The organism is Corallococcus sp. 4LFB, from assembly GCF_046520365.1.
In the GTDB taxonomy this organism is placed as follows: domain Bacteria; phylum Myxococcota; class Myxococcia; order Myxococcales; family Myxococcaceae; genus Corallococcus; species Corallococcus caeni.
Window position 1 is genome coordinate 1 of sequence record NZ_JBKGHJ010001000.1, and the last position, 1,348, is coordinate 1,348.

General features: G+C 71.1%; 1 protein-coding gene. It reads left to right on the forward strand.

All coding sequences use genetic code 11. The annotated features are described in order from the left end of the window. Positions 1-1,231, forward strand: a 1,231-nt coding sequence (locus tag ACLEQD_RS43505; RefSeq protein ID WP_410391807.1) for an FHA domain-containing protein, incomplete at its 5' end; no start/stop codon positions are given. Between the last annotated feature and the right edge of the window lie 117 nt (positions 1,232-1,348).

A 1,348-nucleotide genomic window follows, 5' to 3' on the forward strand; every position in this document is an offset into this window, starting at 1 on the left:
CCGCGCGCGCCCGCAGACGTCCCGGGCCGCGGCCGCCGCGGAGCTCACGCCGGAGATGCAGCGCAAGCGCATGCGGATGAAGCTCGCGGGCGCCGCCGTGCTGGTGCTGCTCTTCGCGGGCCTGGGCGTCGCGCGCTCGCGCATGCGCCACCAGCAGGAGGAGCAGGGCCGCATCGAGGCGGAGCAGCGCCAGTACCGCGAGCAACTGGGCGGCCTCTTCCAGGAGGCCAAGAACCTGGTGCGCGAGGGCCAGTGGCAGCAGGCCAAGGCGAAGCTGGAGGAGCTCCACGCGCAGGCGCCGGACTACCCCGGCGTGGACGACTACCTCAAGGCCGCGGAGCGGGAGATCCCCAACCAGAACCACCTGAGCACGGCCCAGGCGGCGCTGGACAAGGGGGAGCTCGCCAGCGCGAAGGCGTCCATCGCGAAGGTGAGCGCCGACACGCAGCTCTACGAGCAGCTGAAGACGGCGCGCAAGAACCTGACGGACGCCGCCGACAAGCGCACGAAGGAAGCCAAGCAGCTGCTGGACACCCGGCAGCTGGAGAACGTGCAGCAGGCCAAGGCCATCACCGACGACGTGCTCGCGACCTTCCCGGAGCACCGCGACGGCAAGCTCGTGAACGACGATGCCGTGCGCGTCATCGCGGACCTGACCCGTCCGGAGCCGGTGCGCGTGGCCGCGGCGCCCAAGCCGTGGGAGCCCGCCGTGGACCGCTTCCGCGACGGTGACACGTCCGGCGCGGTGGCCATCCTCAACGCGTGCGCGGGCAAGACGACGCAGTGCAGGAAGCTGATGGGGCAGGTGACGGAGTTCGGCAACCTCTACAAGAGGCTGGAGGAGCTAGACGCCAAGGGCCTCACCCGGTTGCTCGCGCTGGACAAGGACATCACCGACGGGCGCGGCAGCAAGATGGGGCGCAACGCGGGCACCCGCGCGTCGACCATCTATTACAAGAGCGCCGCGGGCGCGAAGGCCGCCGGCCAGTGGTCGCGCGCCATGGAGTTCGCCCGCCGCGCGCTCCAGGCGGACCCCAACCACACGGGCGCCGCCAACATCGTCAACGACCTCAAGAGCAAGGCGAAGGACCTGTACATGCAGGCCTACTCCATCAAGGACTCCAGCCCGGAGGACGCGCTGCCCAAGTTCCGCGACGTCGTCACGATGACGCCGACCGACGACGAGCTGCACGGCAAGGCCCAGGGCTGGGTCGAGAAGCTGTCGCGATGAAGAAGCGCAAGGGGCTGGAGCCGCCCCCGGCCGAGGAGCCGGGGCAGGGCGACCTGTTCGGCACGTCGCTGCTGCCGCCCTGCGCCCCCGCCCGCGAAGCCGAGAGCCCGAGCAAGC